This is a genomic window from Arsenophonus sp. PmNCSU2021_1 (assembly GCF_036919435.1).
Taxonomy (GTDB): domain Bacteria; phylum Pseudomonadota; class Gammaproteobacteria; order Enterobacterales; family Enterobacteriaceae; genus Arsenophonus; species Arsenophonus nilaparvatae.
Window position 1 is genome coordinate 183,980 of the sequence record NZ_JAZHPL010000009.1, and the last position, 14,546, is coordinate 198,525.

Consider the following 14,546-nt stretch of genomic DNA (forward strand, 5'->3'; position numbering starts at 1 on the left):
TATCGTTTTTGTTGATTATAAAATAGTCTATATTTATATAAATAACTGAATTTTAAATATAAAATTATGCAAAGTTTATTTTGCATGTGTCGAGTGCAAGTTAGTGGTAGAAAAAGCGGATTGAGGTAGGTAAAATGAATATGATGATTGGAATATCTTTAAAAAATCCTTTTGCTTTATAGGGGCGACAATATGCCGAATTGTTATGTTTTTAAGTAAAGAGATGAGTAATGAAAATTAAAAATTTAATGTGGCTATTTTGTCTTGTTATCTCAAAAATATCGCTTGCCGATTGTTTTGATAAAGCAGGAAGTTATTATCAAATTGACCCCGATTATTTAAGAGCGATTGCCAGACAAGAATCAAACTTTAATCCCCATGCAAAAAACAAAAATAAAGATGGCTCATTCGATTTAGGGATTATGCAAATTAATAGCAAAACCTTTAACGCCATTAAAAAAGAATATCCTACATTATCTGTAAATGCCTTAATCAATCATCCTTGTTTAAATATTTATATAGGGGCAATGATTTTAAGTCGTAATTTTGCTCTCTACGGCAAAAATTGGTTAGCCGTTGGTATGTATAACGCGGGAATGAGAAATACCAATACAGCAATTAAAAATCGTTTCCACTATGCCAATAAAATTTATCGACATTATCAAAAAATAAAAGTGGGAAGAATAAATGAGAATAAAATTTACGGGTCGCTGGAATAAACAAAGTCTTAAAAATGCAATTTGTGAAGTGATTGAGGAATTACAATTTTATGACATTGAATTTCTTTCCGGCGTGAATCTTTATTTTCATGGGGAAAATATTAATCTTGATAAGATTGAAATTCGAAACGAAAATGATAAACCTATTATGTTTATTTATCATAATAATATTCCGGTGATAAAACCACGCAAAAATAAAAAAAGAAAAGCCCCCGTCATTAGCCTTGCTGATTTTAAAAGAAATAAACAACAAAAAGATAAATAATAAAATAACTGGGCGGATATACCGCCCGTTCTATTAATCTTTAAAAGCACTTTCTAGAAAAATAACTTGTTGATAAATCTCTTGCATTTGCTTTTTAATCGGCTTCATCAGTTGCGCCGCTAAACGCTCGGTAAGTTCGGCTGTCACCGATCATGCAAAACTGATCCACTAACGATCATCTAAAACTGATCCACTTGGTATTATTCGCACATTTTTGTACGGATAATTTATGTTAACCAAGGAGATATTTGTGGATATTCATGTTCGCTTTGCACAAGGACAAAGCCTTCGAAAAATTGCCCGTGAATTGGGCATATCCCGTAACACCGTAAAACATCATTTACAACAACAGACAATGCCAACTTATGCTAAAAGAAGTCAACAACCGACTAAATTAGCACCCTTAACCTTATTTGCTTCATCGAATTGAACTGGCTAAACCTGATTGGATCCCTGCAACAGTCTTATTTGATGAAGTAGTTGAAAGCGGCTATCAAGGCGGTATTGCTCAATTACGCCGATTTGTTTGTCAATTTAAACCAAGCATTGTTCCCGAAGCTGTCGTCCGTTTTGAAACACAGCCAGGTCAACAAATGCAAATCGACTTCACCAGCATCCGGCGAGGTAAAAAATCACTAAAAGCGTTTGGTGCAACGCTAGGCTATTCGCGTGCGAGTTATTTAAAGTTCTTTGATAATGAACGAGCAGAATCCTGGCAACAAGGTTTACGAGAAGCTTTCGACTATTTTGGTGGTGTACCACACGAAATATTGTGTGATAACGCAAAATCCCTCATCATCGAACGGGATGCTTATGCAGAATGTGAACATAAATTACATGTCGAAAGATTACGGGTTTAAATTGTGTGCTTGCAAGCCCTACAGGGCAAAAACTAAAGGGAAAGTAGAGCGCTTTAACCACTATTTAAAAAACAGCTTTATCGTACCATTAAATACCGACCTTCGTGCTCATAATCTTGAACTGGATATTGAGATAGCTAATGCAAGAGTGGGGCCCTGGTTACAACGCGTTGCCCATCAGCGGATTCATGGAACAACGTTAGAGAAGCCAGCAGATAGACTAGCTAAGGAAGTTAAGTATCTTCTACCCTTACCAGCAAGGGTTTGCCAATCTATCCCGCAGACTGATACGCTTAATATCCGTATCGTACCGCCGCTTGAATCTGTCAGTTTGCAACACTCAATCAGCGTATACGAAGCATTGCTGGGAGGTGAACATGTTATTGCATGAACAAATTGAACACCTGTGTGAGTCATTGAAATTAAATTCTATTCCGACTCATTGGTCATCACTTGCCGAACAATGCATTGCCCAAGACAAAAGCTACGGAGAGTTTTTACTGTCCCTATTAAAATGTGAGCAACAACAACGAGATGAACGAACCCGTAATCTTTTGAGTCGGATGGCAGGATTCCCAGCACATAAAGAACTTAATACGTTCGATTTTAAGTTTGCAACGGGGATCCCCAAACAACACATACAGGAATTAAGCGCATTAACGTTTATTGAACGTAATGAAAATGTCGTGTTGCTTGGCCCAAGCGGTGTAGGCAAAACGCATTTAGCTATTGGGTTAGGATTAAAAGCAGTACAGGCCAAGAAGAAAACCCGCTTTACCACGGCAGCTGAACTGATGTTGCAACTCTCAACTGCCAAACGACAAAATAAGCTCAAACAATATCTATCACGTTCGGTGATGGCCCCGAAATTGTTGATTATCGATGAGATTGGATACCTGCCGTTTGGGCGAGAAGAAGCAAACCTGTTTTTCAATGTGATTGCCAAGCGTTATGAGCATGGCAGTGTCATATTGACGAGTAACTTATCATTTGGGCAATGGCCAAATGCTTTTGCTGATGACGCAACATTAACTGCCGCTATGCTTGATCGTTTACTTCATCATTCGCATGTACTGCAATTAAGCGGTGAAAGCTATCGATTGAAAGATAAGCGGCCCTCAGGAGCAATGACTGAGTAAAAGTGGATCAATTTTGATTGATCGGATTTAGCTAAAAAGTGGATCAGTTTTCGGTGATCGTTGACATTCGGCAGAGTCATATAAATATTTCCGCTCAAATTCGAAAAGTTGTATATAAAACATATCCATTTTCTCAACGAGTAAAGCCACCTCTTTTCGTAGTACTTCATGACCAGAATAATTCATTTTAATGTCCTCTCTAGGCTGCCCGACGAGCACGCAAAGCAGCAATACGTTGTTGACCAATGGCATGATATTCAGCAAGAAGCTCAATACCAATATAACGCCGTCCGGAAAGCGCAGCAGCGATACAGGTAGAGCCAGAACCTGCAAACGGATCGAGTACAATAGCGTGAGGTTGCGTAAAAGACTCTATGAGCGGTTGTAAACTACTGATGGGCTTTTGAGTTGGATGATAGATATTGCCTGTATATTGCCATGACTGTACGTCTTTCATTGGCTTTACGGGCATCACGGGACGGCCTTTCGCCAGCAGATAAGCATTTTCGTGGCTGTGCCCCAAAAAACCAGTTTTTGACGCATAACGTTTCTTGAAAACGAGATGACCAACAATACATACGGAAGCCGGATTTTTTCCACGCATCAACAAATTTTTCAACCCGATTCCAGCCGTAAAAACTGACCATCAAACTATTTGGCTTCAATACGCGAAACATTTGTTGACAGGCGGGCTTTAGCCATTCGTCATTTTTATCGTTGGCAATTGAGCGTCCTGACCGATCCGTGTAATCAACCAGATAGGGAGGATCGGTGAGAATAAAATCGATTGCATTATCAGGAAAAGTTGACATAATTTTCAGGCTGTCACCCTGTATAAATCGGGACATTTCAGGTGTCTCCTATTTAGTGGGACAGCAGGAGGTGACCCCGTGTCACCGTTCCCTTACTGCCCGATGTCACGAAGCCATTGACCATTTGGGGTCAAGTGGAACGTGGAATACCGGAGCCATGTATGGCGAGGATATGCCGCGAAAGCCACTTGAAGGCTTGCCGTCCCCTCAAAATGGGCGTATGGCAAGCTAGCATCGGGCAGTAAGGGAGTCCTTCAAATTTCAAATTAATGCGATGGATAAATCTGATTTCTTGGCGGAATTAAATTTATTTAAGCGATACGCTTTTTTTCACTGTGCTTCTAACACCCCGTAGGGAAACATAAGCGGAGCCGCCATTAGCGGCGACATCCTTATTTTTATGAGTAACTACAATCTTTTGTTTGTTTTTCTGTGCAAAGAATAGGAGTGAGTAATTATCTTTCCAGTGTTCTCTTCAAATTAAGATAAAGTGCTTCTGCCATGTCGTGCAATTCTTCGCACTCATCTGCACAATCATCCAGATTAAGTTGATTGAGCTTATCTAATGATAAAACCCGCCATATTGAGGGCTGATAGTTCTTGCTTGTTCATAGTTTGTTAAAAGAATTAATACATTAATGAGAGAGTTCATCTCGCCAATTATCTTTTCAGATTTGATAACATAGCAGACACATTTTTTTCAGAAGAAAGTTCATTAGTCGCCTCATGCTTAAGTTCTACAGATTGACTGATTTTTTCTCTGCCTGTTGTCTGCTCTAAAATTGAATAAAAATTATTAATATCAAACTCTTTAGAATAGAAAGTACTAATCAATCCTAACAAACGACTATCCATCTCAGATAAGGCCGCCGCCGTTATTATTGCCTGACGATAAAAATCGCCTTTCAGTTGACTAGGTAAGTTTTCAATAAAGTCAATGGCCTTTTTATCCTGTTGATATATTGAAGGATGAAGGTAAGCAGTGATTTTTTTTCGACTATTATTCATAAAGTTTTAACCTTATTCAGTTAAGACAAAGCAATCGCTTTAACTAAGGCTAATTGCGGTTCAAAAATTTTCTCTACCTTATGATTTTTGAAATAATCGTTAACATAAGAATAAATAATTTCAGCACCCCCACCTGTTAAATAAATTCGATTAATATTATTAATTTTCTCAATCTCAGAGATAACTCTGTCCGCTAAATTTTTAGAACCCTCAATCACAACTTCAGTAATGTGAGTGATTTTTTTCGGGTCATTAATGACTTTTTTTAGTAACGCCATATTATTCACATTTTTAATAACTTCATCGGCAATGTAATAACTACTCGGTGATGAGGCAAGATAAAGGGCATTGATAACAGATTTAGTCAGCTTTGATACGCCTATTTCAGAATTACCTTTAATCTCTGAAATATTATCTAACAGACCTTGAATTACGGCGCAATCTAATGTCGTTCCGCCTAAATCAACAATTAAGCTTCGTTCTAAAGAAGAAATATTATCTTTTATTAATACTTCCCTCACTGCCGGAATAGACTCAGGCATCACCATCACGTTAACGATGTCAAAGTTTTCCCCTTTATTGATATTAACTTTCTTTAAAATATTTTCTTTTTTTCGCTGAATATTTTTTTCGTTAATTTGCGCATCTTCCGTAAAGAATTCAGTAACAGGAAGCGTCACAGTCAACTCAATATCTTGGGGGAGTAAACCCGAAGTTAAAAGCGCATGGTGAATGGCGAGTCGGTTAAGCGCGCTGTATTGATAGGACACGTGCGTTGTTTCAATAACAGAACTACTCCCGATATCGAAAGTATATTTTTTATCGTCAACTAAATAATTGAATACGGGATTATTACTCAATATCTCAGTATTCCAACCTTCTTTAAAGCTATTTGGTGATATATGTGTCACTATTTTTTCATTTTCTAGCCAGGCTAATTTAACACTAGTAGAACCATCATCACAGGCAATTTTCAACATAAATAAAACTCAATAAGGGCAATTGTATTTACATAAATTAACTCAAAATGAGCCAAATCTCAAATAAAAAATCATTATGAGTGTCAATAAAAATAGGCACAAACAAGCAAATATAGAGAATTAAATAACTCAAATTGAAACAAAAAATAACAAAATCTCAATTTGAGAACAAAAAAATACAATTTTTGTCATATTAAGATAATAATATTACTCACTTTGAGATTATTATCTTTGGTTATATTTTTTTCTTGTTTCGTCGTGCTAAACGTTGCAGATTATTCTCAACATCCGCTTGGGTAACCTCTCCAGCTATCTGACCGTCTTTGTCATAACGACTAGCCCCTAACTGGATAAGTGCGCGATAATTAGCATGATGTCCAATACTACCTAAACAGGCTCTCAAACGCTTTCTGGCTATCGGTAAGTCCTTTTCCTTCACCTCTTGCCACATATCTTGCTGGATACCAATTTTCATTGGGAGCAACTCGCTATCAGCAAAAAGATTAGGCCAAAAAGTGGTTATCTGGGAAATCGCTTCCTCTAACGGCAATCGCTTTTTGGGCGGTATGGGTGGTTTTGGAATTTTAACCTTCACTGCCTGTTTAGGTTTAACAACCGATTTCTTGGGTTGCTGTTTTGCTACTTTCGGAGGATGAGGCTTTTTTGCCTGTTTTTTTTAGGCGCAGCATTTACCCATACCTTTTTACCGTAAACAGAGGTACTTGAAGTCTGTTCTTCCTGTGAAGCCTTTCCAGGGCGATTGAGGGTTAATTTCTTGCGTTCCGTCATCGTTTTAATCTTTAAACAGGTTGCTCATTTCAGTATCAGTGAGACCCGTTGATAGTTTCACGATATCTCTTTCTACGCCTTTCTCAAGAAGTTGACGCGCTATCTTCATCGAAGCCTGTTTTTCGCCTTCAATTTTACCCTTCTGCATTCCCTCTTGAATGCCTTCTGCTTTACCTTGTTGCATACCTTGTTGCATACCTTTTTGAATTCCGATCTCTTCAATTTGTTGAGCAATAGTCATAAGTGCTCCTTCGTGTTTCTCTGATTGTTTGGCTATCTCAGTGATAAATTCCATTGGCTTTTTGGCGTTACCTTCCTGAATGAGATAGTTAAACATAGTAATAACTTGATTATCGGTATAATAATTATACGACAGCAGCGTGACAATTTCATTCAGAAACTCGGTCATATCTCGTCGCCGAATGTGTTTCTGTATCAACTCCAACAAAGCCATTCGCTTATGTTTCATAATCTCACCGTCTTCAAGTGTGGTGACATCTGCTAATCGAAACGGTTTGGTATATATTTTTTCGGCAATATCCCGCCCGCTAAAGCAGTCGAACCAATCAGTACTATAGGGATAAGGACTTTTCTCACCTGTGTAAAACAGGATGGGGAAAACGAGTGGCAGCTCTTTGTGTCCCGCTTCCAGATGCTTCTGCATGGCAGCCATACAGTAACGCATCAACCGCCATGCAATGAGTTTATCAGGGGTAGATTGGTGCTCAATTAATACGTAGATGTATCCGCTTCCTTTCGTGGTGCTGACTGAATAGAGAATATCACTCTGGTAATTTTTCATCTCACTATCGATAAAAGAGCCAGATTCTACTTTCAGACTATCTAAGTCACACAGCGATTTTATCTCATCAGGAAGCCAAATATCGAAAAAATCTTTAGCCGTCTCTTTTTCACTTAAAAACTGCTTGAATACACTATCGTGTGGCGTTGGGGAGAATTTTTTACTCATTCGATATTTTCACTGTTTACATAACAAATTGCATCATAACAAACGAATAGGCTATATTGAATGAGCAATCTTTTCATTACATGACATTAATCCTTCATGCCATCAAAACACCTCGTTAACTTCACGGGGTGTTTTTTTGAAAAGCTAGGCTTATTTTTCAATAAAAAATAAGTGCATAATTTTGCATAAAAGTGCATGGATTTGCACAAGTTTTTGCTCACCTGAAATCACAGGAAAGGCCAGTACTAGCATACGTTGAGTGGCGTTGTGCAACTGCACAAAAAACGACACTTTTAACGGGCAGGCGTGCAGGGCATCTACTGCAATTTTTGGTGTAAAATCAGATTTTTTCTATCTGAAAACACCCGAAAAATCGATTAAAGGGAATTTTAGAGAAATCTGAAAATTTTTTGATATTGCAGTTCACATCTAGTTCATAAATCAATTTTAAGCCTCCTAAAACGCTCTGTACGGCGTTTTTGTGATTTAACTCATCAAAACGTATTGCCAATAATTTTGTGTCGAGTGGAATCGCTTATAGTGGTTTTTAATGCCGTTAGGCATGGAAGGCGATTCTAGATAGTGACAGAGAATGACTATAGTTAAATCGCCGAAGCCCGCGAAGCGGTGAGAGGTTGATATATTGCACGTAACCTTGCGTTATCTTTCCTGCTAAGCCCATTAGCACGATATAACAGCGAGTATGAAGTTTATTGTCGAAGATGAGGTATTGAAGCAAGGTTTGTTGATAATTTAACTAATAGGCGTACTATGGATTTTATGGATTTGCTCATTAAGGTTCTTATTGCCAATAAGAAATCGATATAAAAATAAAAATTTCATCACATTATTTAGCCAACTTAGTCCGTTGGCTATATTTTTGCCTGAAATCTTAATTGACCACTTCTTTCAAAGTTTTACCCGCTTTAAAACTGGGTACGTTGGTAGCAGCAATTTGAATAACCTTGCCTGTTTGTGGATTGCGTCCTTCCCTTGCTGCTCTTTGCTTAACTTGAAAGCTACCAAAGCCAACTAGCTGTACGTCATCTCCCGCCTTTAGCGCTTCTGTCACCGTTTCAATGAATGCGTTCAGTGCCTTCTCTGAATCTATTTTGGTTAAATCGGCTTTTTCAGCAATTTGATTGATGACTTCTGTTTTGTTCATGGTTTGCCTGAATGAGTGGATACGTTAATTCTAGTGATGCTAGCTGTAGCAACTGAATAGTGCAATGTTTCAGTGTTGATTAACCAAAAAAATCTTTTTAATTAAAACTCCTACGCTCGCCGCAAGTCTGTGACCGAGCGAAGCGAGTGAGCAGACGAGGAAGCGGAATATAACTTTAGTAACAAAGAAATACGGTCACTCAGTAGTAACATATTTTTAGGTTCAGGGTTTTTGTTGGAGGAAAAGTTATCCACAGGGGTAACGCCGATTAAAAAGATTATTATTTTTTTGATTATAAAAGAATTAGCTGGCTTTTTTTTGGGGGGGTGTTTTATTTTTTTCTTTATTTTCAATTACTTAAATAATACCTTGTTTATTTTTTTTATCTTTAAAATCAATGGCTTATGAATTTACTCGGTTGAATCATTGCCTTCCTATTTACTTCATTTTATGAATTTAAGTTATTGTATTTATTATCTTTTTAATTTATTAAATGACTTTTTATTACAGCTATTCTGTACTTTTTGGCTAATATCCCGTCTTTTCGTTACAGCTATCCCGAATAAGCGTTACAGTTATCCCGAATAAAAATATCCTTATTGATAATAACACTTGTGCTTGTGGGTGTGCTATTATTGTCTTATTATTTCGCTGTTTTAGGAAAAATGTGTGTCATATGAAAAAAACAACAAGTGACTTCAAAGATGATATTTTAAGGCTTAGAGAACAAGGGCTTTCTTACGAGAGAATCGCGTTTTGGTTAGCTGAAAATAAAAAGTTTGAAGTTACGGCGAATGCAATACGATTGTTTATCGTAAAACAGAAAAGAATTGCAGCTATGAAAAAATGATTTCAGCCCCTACCCGTTCAAAAATAAGGGCTGAATGTCAACTTTACACTTATTACAAGGATAATTAATGTCGACATTAGCAATAATACTGTTTTGTAATCTTTTTTGCAAAAATCTTCCTGTAATATTAATCATTATAGTAGGGAATAAGTTTGTCTTATTTTTATCTTCTATCGTGCGCCTATGCACAGGGAAGATGATATGAAAAAACTTGATGTTAAGATTAACAATATTGCGGAATTAGTCAAAAACAGAAATCAACAGTTACTCGATCACCATATGGATAAAATAGACTCAATAACAGTTGGTGATGAAAATCCGTCCAAAAAAATTTCTAATGTAAAAGATAAAATAGATCCTGAATTCAATAAGGAAATTGAGGAAGTACATTTGCCTATTAGTAAAAACACACAGATTCCCACACCCAATGTGATATTACGTAGCGCTCTATTTGGTATAGTTAAAAAAGGGAATAGAAAATATGAAAAAAATGTATTAAAAGCCACTTTTAACGGCTACACCGTTAAATATTCTGGTGAACAGTTGGATCAATCGGATCTTGATGTTTGGCTAGAATGTCTACAAAGGTGTCAATCAACTCCGTTAGGGAAAGTCGTAAAATTTACTCCTAATGATTTTTTGATATCAATTGGACGCAGTAATGGTAAATCAGACTATGTTTGGTTAAATGAAAGTTTGTGGAGACTACGAGTCAATGATGTTGAAATATCTGATGGCAAATATACCTATATGGGAAGTTTGATATTTGAACAATATCGAGATGAAGAAACAACTGAAAGTTGTTTAATTCTTAATCCAAAAATAGTGGTTTGTTTCGATGATTCTGGTTGGACGGGTATTACAAAAAGCGTTCGTTTGCAATTAAAAGGAAAACCCCTAACTCAATGGATACACGGTTTCTACAGTAGCCACTCTAAACCTGTTCCTATTAAAGTTGAGACAATTAGAGAATTAAGTGGGAGCAGTATAAAAGAATTAAGGATGTTTAGATATAGATTAAAAAATGCGTTATATGAACTAGCTTCAGTGACAGGCTGGAATTGCTATATAGATGATGCTGATAAAGTAATTATTAGTAAGATAGCGAAAAAAATTTAAATTATTAAAGAAGTAAATTAATAACACTCTGTACGGATGAATTCAGCATTCGTACAGAGCTAACCCAAACCCTAAGCCATCTAGGAGTCGGACTATGCGAAATAGTACGCATGTTGCACGCATAATGAAAGCGTGCAGCATATCAATCGAGCAGCTTTTGAGCTTTGCTATCACATCAAAACACCTTACAGCACGTCAGCGTGAGTACCTTCGTAGTATCGGAGGTGCTGCATGAAACCTGAGATGATTAAACTTTCTTTGAGTGCTAATATTCCCTGTGGTTTTAGCAATAGCGAGGGAAAAATTCAGACCAATGCCAAAATGACAGATTTACTTTTTAAGTTAATCCGTACTCCTGAAATGAAAACATTGATAGAAAAAGTACAAACTGAAAGATCCCCGTTTTTCGTAATATGCCATTTGCCATCTGATTACAACAAAGCGCCCAAAGTTTGGCAATTCCATCTTTTACCGCTTTTTTGTAGTGAAAATGGCTACCTAGGCACTTTCTTTCACGCCCACGAGTTCCTGTTTTTATCACCGCTGGAGTATGTCGATGGTATGCAGCCTTATGCCGTGACTACAGAAAAACCTAACAAGTTGTTTACTGCTAAAGAGTGGGAAGTTCTATTTTTTATGATGCAGCGATTAAGTCTTAAGGAAATCGCCAGACGGTTAAATATTGGGACGAGAACAACTGATAATCATTTAAACATTATCTATGAAAAAGCGGGCGTTCATTCAGATTGCCAGTTAAGAGCATTGGGTAAAGCCAAAGGCTTTGAGCGCTATATTCCTGCTGAATTTATTAATAAGGGACGTGGATTTGTAGAAATGGGAGGGATCGCATGAGTGTTTTTTATTCTCACGAGTTTCGCACGGGCATATAAAATTCTAGAAATGGCTTCAGAACAATAATTAATCTGTAACTTGCTAAGACGTATAAATTTACTTAAATTACAATAAGTTATTTTTAATTTATGAGATTTTTTCTATTTATATATTATGCTGAATTAAACTTAAAAATAGAGCGTTTTTTTATTGGTGCGAAACTCGTGATTCTGACGAACTAAAACAATTTTCTCAGTTGTTTCCTGAATTTACGCAAACTCAACAAGAAAATGTTTTTCTCTTTGCAATTGGTATTCCTATTGCCAATATAGCTGATATCCGTCATGTCTCTATTCGAAGTGTCCAAGCTTCTTTGATTGAAGCTCAGCACCGTTTGGAATTAGGCTCTACTAGCTCATTGAGAGCGGTGGCACAAATGCGACTATTTCTCCCATTATTAAGATTAGCTTTTTATTTTTTTCATGAAAAAAGGGATTTTGATGAAGTTTAGTAAACCATAAATAACTCTGGCAATAAGCAAGGAATTAACAGTAGGAACGCCTGTTTCTATTGTTAATCCAATGTAGCTTGCTGTTATACAGGCAAAAAGGGCATACCAACCTATAAATGGTGTGTCTTTATTTTCGGGGATTTTTTCATATTGTTGTGTTTCTTTGAGAATATTTCTGTGAGTTTTGACAATAAAATAATCAGTTAGCATCACGCCGACTATAGGGGGAAAGACCACACCAAGCAGCGTTAAAAAATCCACAAATCTTTCCAAAATCCCTAAAACAGAAAGCGTTGTTCCAATGATACCTATTGTTAAGGTGATTAACGTATAATTGACCTTTTTGCCCGTTAGCACAGAAATTGAATTAGCAATACTCAATGATGATGAGTAAAGATTAATATCATTGACACGTAGAGTAGAAAAGATAACAACCAGCAATCCAATCCCGCCAGCCGTTTCGGTCATAATAGTGACAACATCTGCGGTATTTAATGCTCTAGCTAATAATATAGCAAGGCCATTAACCAGAAATTCACCCAGAATAATGGATACCATCGTCATAAGAAATACTTGCCGACTGTTTTTTAAATATCGACTCATATCGGGTGTAATAAGACTTGCTACAATACAACCTCCCATAATTAATGTAATTGCGGAAGAGAGTGTCATTGGTTCACCGGTAGGAATTGAATTAATTAATTCAATGGTATTGTTATTATCAAGAATTCTAACAGAAATGAAGACAATAACGATGATAAAGAAAGGGACGGCAATCCACGCCGTAAATCGTAAGGCTTTAAAGCCAAAAGCAACCAGGACGGTCAAAAATAATCCAGAAAATGTTGCTGACCATTCAAACCCTAATTTATCGCCTAATGCAAAATTAAGTCCTTTCGCAAAGACGGCATTTTGCACGCCAAACCAGCCTATCAAACTAATGGCTATCACCAAACTAACGAGAATTGAACCTATTTGTCCAAAACCACACCATCTGGCGAGGAGACTACTCGATAATCCCTCTTTCATACCCGCAAAACCTAATCCAAAAGTTACCACTCCGAAAATAATACTGCTGATAAAAATGGTTAGAAAGGCATCAGCTATAGTCATTGAATGACCTAATACTGCGCCTAGCATGAACTGATCTAAAGCGGTTAACATGCCCGCATGCACTAAGGTGACACTAAGGAATGATAAACGTATATTGGTGGGAACACGACTTGTCGGATAGTTATCTATTAGGTTCATATGATAAGTTTACCTTGTTATAAATAGCAGTATTTATCCCGCATATACCCATTTTATTTTGTGATAAAATGAAGTCCTTTACATAAAAAATAATCAGGCACATAGTTATCCAAGCCTATGTGACTGCAATAGCCTTTTAATTGATAAAGGGAATGCACATCTGTTTTTTTAAAGATGACTTTTAGCCGACTCTCGACAGTACGAGGGGCAATATTTAATATATTGGCAATTTCTTTATAAGATAAATTTTGAAGTACAAGAAAAATAACATTTAATTCTTTTTTGTTGAATGGGGTGTTTTTTATTTCTGTTGTAACTACCGTCGGATTTCTTTTATTTATGTTAATTAATGGGTTGATATAAATGAGTTCTTTTGCATTCCATAAAATACCTAATGATTCTCTTTGAGAATTTAAAAGCGGAATTTTCTCGCTAATATAAGGGGTTAAACATTTATTGCCATTCCAATAATGTGTTTCTATTACTCTGACACTTCGATTAGTATTTGCGGTTACATTATCATGCTGAACAAAGTCATCTGCCAGTTCACTCCATTGGGTAGGAAATTCACAATCTTTTTTCCCTTCGAAAGCAAAGTGTTGAGGGGTGTTTGTGAATTTTAGCGCCACCTTGTTCATGTAGACATGGTGTGAATTTTTATCCTTAATTCCCCACGGTTCGTTGAGATGTTCTATCATCATAATCGCATGAGCAATAATATTATTGTTGCTATCAATATAGGCATTATTATTCATAGTTCAGATCCCTAGTTGTTTAGATAAATAATATCGGGTATGACGATGAGCGAATTCGGACAGGTGACCATATTCTTCGTATCCGAGCTTTTTATAAAAATTAACGGCTTGGAAATCGAAAGTATCAACATAAGCCATGTGACATTTTCTTTTTATCGCTTCATCTTCTGCCATCTGCATTAATTTTTTGCCAATATTCTTTTTTCTGTAATTTTCAGTTATCCATAAGTATTGGATGTCAAGACCTCCCCACCATGTTCTAGCAATTAATCCACCCTGAATCTGATTGTTATCTTGAAAAATCACTCTTAGAGGATGAATATCAACAGGCGTAAATTGTGAATTATGTTTCCATAGGTTATTTATTATGGTGTTTTCTTCTTTATCATTTTCGGTATCACTCAGTATAAATTCCATATTAATGTCATCCTGTTTGCTATTGATTAATGCGTAAAATATATCTTCATAATTTAGTTTTTTTATAAAAAATCACAAACATTACCCCTCGTCGCCATAGCACAA

General features: G+C 36.6%; 15 protein-coding genes and 2 pseudogenes. 7 read left to right on the forward strand and 10 right to left on the reverse strand.

The window, feature by feature from the left end; genetic code table 11:
* Positions 1-230: 230 nt before the first annotated feature.
* From V3224_RS20700 to istB, 4 genes and pseudogenes are all read left to right on the forward strand, one after another.
* Positions 231-719: a lytic transglycosylase domain-containing protein gene (locus V3224_RS20700; protein WP_334472460.1), complete on the forward strand. Its 489-nt coding sequence runs from the start codon at positions 231-233 to the stop codon at positions 717-719.
* Entirely contained in the window at positions 688-984 is a 297-nt protein-coding gene (locus V3224_RS20705) for a hypothetical protein (RefSeq protein WP_334472461.1), read from the forward strand. The genes V3224_RS20700 and V3224_RS20705 overlap by 32 nt, the downstream gene beginning before the upstream one ends.
* 229 nt (positions 985-1,213) lie before the next feature.
* Positions 1,214-2,235 (forward strand): annotated as a pseudogene (istA, locus tag V3224_RS20710) (IS21 family transposase).
* Positions 2,222-2,983 carry an IS21-like element helper ATPase IstB gene (gene istB / locus V3224_RS20715; RefSeq protein WP_334472462.1) on the forward strand — a complete coding sequence of 254 codons (762 nt, stop codon included), beginning with the start codon at positions 2,222-2,224 and terminating at the stop codon, positions 2,981-2,983. Before istA ends, istB begins: the two are co-directional and overlap by 14 nt.
* 199 nt (positions 2,984-3,182) lie before the next feature.
* On the opposite strand, the pseudogene V3224_RS20720 reads toward istB, so the two are convergent.
* The 7 genes and pseudogenes from V3224_RS20720 to V3224_RS20750 all read right to left on the reverse strand — a co-directional run bounded on the left by V3224_RS20720 (position 3,183) and on the right by V3224_RS20750 (position 8,707).
* Positions 3,183-3,831: pseudogene (locus tag V3224_RS20720) on the reverse strand (DNA methyltransferase).
* 419 nt (positions 3,832-4,250) lie between these two features.
* Positions 4,251-4,379 (reverse strand): Rop family plasmid primer RNA-binding protein, encoded by a 129-nt coding sequence (locus V3224_RS20725; RefSeq protein WP_442890873.1) that lies wholly within the window; start codon positions 4,377-4,379, stop codon positions 4,251-4,253.
* Positions 4,380-4,455: 76 nt separating this feature from the next.
* A complete protein-coding gene (locus V3224_RS20730) occupies positions 4,456-4,803 on the reverse strand; it encodes a plasmid partitioning/stability family protein (protein WP_334472463.1) in 348 nt (115 codons plus the stop codon).
* 20 nt (positions 4,804-4,823) lie between these two features.
* Positions 4,824-5,783: a plasmid segregation protein ParM domain-containing protein gene (parM, locus tag V3224_RS20735; protein WP_334472464.1), complete on the reverse strand. Its 960-nt coding sequence runs from the start codon at positions 5,781-5,783 to the stop codon at positions 4,824-4,826.
* A 235-nt stretch (positions 5,784-6,018) separates the two neighbouring features.
* Positions 6,019-6,378 carry a ProQ/FinO family protein gene (locus V3224_RS20740; protein WP_334472465.1) on the reverse strand — a complete coding sequence of 120 codons (360 nt, stop codon included), beginning with the start codon at positions 6,376-6,378 and terminating at the stop codon, positions 6,019-6,021.
* Positions 6,379-6,576: 198 nt separating this feature from the next.
* Positions 6,577-7,542, reverse strand: a complete 966-nt coding sequence (locus V3224_RS20745) for an Rpn family recombination-promoting nuclease/putative transposase (RefSeq protein WP_334472466.1) — start codon at positions 7,540-7,542, stop codon at positions 6,577-6,579.
* Between the two features lie 892 nt (positions 7,543-8,434).
* Positions 8,435-8,707 carry an HU family DNA-binding protein gene (locus tag V3224_RS20750; RefSeq protein ID WP_334472467.1) on the reverse strand — a complete coding sequence of 91 codons (273 nt, stop codon included), beginning with the start codon at positions 8,705-8,707 and terminating at the stop codon, positions 8,435-8,437.
* A 676-nt stretch (positions 8,708-9,383) separates the two neighbouring features.
* On the opposite strand from V3224_RS20750, the gene V3224_RS20755 reads away from it, so the two are divergent.
* From V3224_RS20755 to V3224_RS20765, 3 genes are all read left to right on the forward strand, one after another.
* Positions 9,384-9,557, forward strand: coding sequence for a hypothetical protein (locus V3224_RS20755; protein ID WP_290604136.1), 174 nt, complete (start codon positions 9,384-9,386; stop codon positions 9,555-9,557).
* A gap of 201 nt (positions 9,558-9,758) precedes the next feature.
* On the forward strand, positions 9,759-10,676 hold the full coding sequence (gene trfA, locus V3224_RS20760) for a plasmid replication initiator TrfA (RefSeq protein WP_334472468.1): 918 nt from the start codon (positions 9,759-9,761) through the stop codon (positions 10,674-10,676).
* A gap of 231 nt (positions 10,677-10,907) precedes the next feature.
* Positions 10,908-11,528, forward strand: coding sequence for a helix-turn-helix transcriptional regulator (locus V3224_RS20765; RefSeq protein WP_334472469.1), 621 nt, complete (start codon positions 10,908-10,910; stop codon positions 11,526-11,528).
* 442 nt (positions 11,529-11,970) lie between these two features.
* On the opposite strand, the gene V3224_RS20770 is transcribed toward V3224_RS20765, so the two are convergent.
* The 3 genes from V3224_RS20770 to V3224_RS20780 are packed head-to-tail and all read right to left on the reverse strand — an operon-like array spanning position 11,971 to position 14,441.
* Complete coding sequence (locus V3224_RS20770; protein WP_334472470.1) at positions 11,971-13,269, reverse strand: cytosine permease; 1,299 nt, start codon at positions 13,267-13,269, stop codon at positions 11,971-11,973.
* A gap of 53 nt (positions 13,270-13,322) precedes the next feature.
* Positions 13,323-14,024, reverse strand: a complete 702-nt coding sequence (locus V3224_RS20775; protein ID WP_334472471.1) for a helix-turn-helix transcriptional regulator — start codon at positions 14,022-14,024, stop codon at positions 13,323-13,325.
* Between the two features lie 3 nt (positions 14,025-14,027).
* A complete protein-coding gene (locus V3224_RS20780; RefSeq protein WP_334472472.1) occupies positions 14,028-14,441 on the reverse strand; it encodes a GNAT family N-acetyltransferase in 414 nt (137 codons plus the stop codon).
* Between the last annotated feature and the right edge of the window lie 105 nt (positions 14,442-14,546).

Coding starts and splice junctions, on each gene's coding strand:
- V3224_RS20700 (WP_334472460.1), top strand. CDS start 231: ATGAAAATTAAAAATTTAATGTGGCTATTTTGTCTTGTTATCTCAAAA.
- V3224_RS20705 (WP_334472461.1), top strand. CDS start 688: ATGAGAATAAAATTTACGGGTCGCTGGAATAAACAAAGTCTTAAAAAT.
- istB (WP_334472462.1), top strand. CDS start 2,222: ATGTTATTGCATGAACAAATTGAACACCTGTGTGAGTCATTGAAATTA.
- V3224_RS20730 (WP_334472463.1), bottom strand. CDS start 4,803: ATGAATAATAGTCGAAAAAAAATCACTGCTTACCTTCATCCTTCAATA.
- parM (WP_334472464.1), bottom strand. CDS start 5,783: ATGTTGAAAATTGCCTGTGATGATGGTTCTACTAGTGTTAAATTAGCC.
- V3224_RS20745 (WP_334472466.1), bottom strand. CDS start 7,542: ATGAGTAAAAAATTCTCCCCAACGCCACACGATAGTGTATTCAAGCAG.
- V3224_RS20750 (WP_334472467.1), bottom strand. CDS start 8,707: ATGAACAAAACAGAAGTCATCAATCAAATTGCTGAAAAAGCCGATTTA.
- V3224_RS20755 (WP_290604136.1), top strand. CDS start 9,384: ATGAAAAAAACAACAAGTGACTTCAAAGATGATATTTTAAGGCTTAGA.
- trfA (WP_334472468.1), top strand. CDS start 9,759: ATGAAAAAACTTGATGTTAAGATTAACAATATTGCGGAATTAGTCAAA.
- V3224_RS20765 (WP_334472469.1), top strand. CDS start 10,908: ATGAAACCTGAGATGATTAAACTTTCTTTGAGTGCTAATATTCCCTGT.
- V3224_RS20770 (WP_334472470.1), bottom strand. CDS start 13,269: ATGAACCTAATAGATAACTATCCGACAAGTCGTGTTCCCACCAATATA.
- V3224_RS20775 (WP_334472471.1), bottom strand. CDS start 14,024: ATGAATAATAATGCCTATATTGATAGCAACAATAATATTATTGCTCAT.
- V3224_RS20780 (WP_334472472.1), bottom strand. CDS start 14,441: ATGGAATTTATACTGAGTGATACCGAAAATGATAAAGAAGAAAACACC.